Below are 805 nucleotides of genomic sequence, written 5' to 3' on the forward strand. Positions count from 1 at the left end.
TAAATAGTCTGACTAATTTATTGGGTTAACGATTTAATAATGAAGGAAGACACATGCTGCGAATTGATTTAAACGTCCCCGACGATGAATACGAGAAAGTACGGAAGCTGGGCGCTCACTGGGATGCGGCCGCCCAAACCTGGTATATCGACAACAGTTTTGACCCGACCCCGTTTATGCACTGGTTGCCGTTCTACAATGTCCATGCGGAATTCTGGTATCTGGCCCAAACCCGGACGTCATGCCCACACTGCCATCAACCCACCACCGTGACGGCATTTATGCTACCGGCCGGACACCAGCGACTGGAAGCGGATAACGATGATGAACCCGGCACGGAAGTGGACTATACCGAGCAGGACAGCCCGGCGTTTCTGTTTTATATCGCCGATATTCCCACTATTGTGCGTAGCGTGCTGCCCGGTTTTCACCACACCCTGCGCAAAGTGGTCAGCCAACGACTGCGCAGACAGCACTGGGTAAACCATTGTGAACACTGTGGCGCGCAGCAGGATGATACCGACCTGTTTGCCGAAGCCGGTGGGGCATTTTTCCCGACGTCCAAAGAGCAAGCGGCCGCTATTCAGCTTCACCGTATAGATCAGCCCTTTGTCGGGTATTGTGAAGATATCTCACATCATCACTATCATTTTGATCCGAAGGGAGGGAGCCATATCAGTAAAGCCTGTGACTGGTTTGAATGGATGACACCGGTGGTGAATACGCCATCAAAATATCAGCATTAACAAGAAAGACTGACGCGCCGCAGTGCGGCTTGTCTGCTGACGCTGGAATACAAAACAAA

The 805-nt window shown here is 51.3% G+C and carries 1 protein-coding gene; it reads left to right on the top strand.

From position 1 onward, the window contains the following. Nucleotides 1-53 precede the first annotated feature (53 nt). A complete protein-coding gene (locus Xedl_RS19870; RefSeq protein WP_074025460.1) occupies nt 54-746 on the top strand; it encodes a DUF5710 domain-containing protein in 693 nt (230 codons plus the stop codon). The last annotated feature ends 59 nt before the right edge of the window (nt 747-805 follow it).

The sequence above is a fragment of the Xenorhabdus eapokensis genome, from assembly GCF_001908105.1.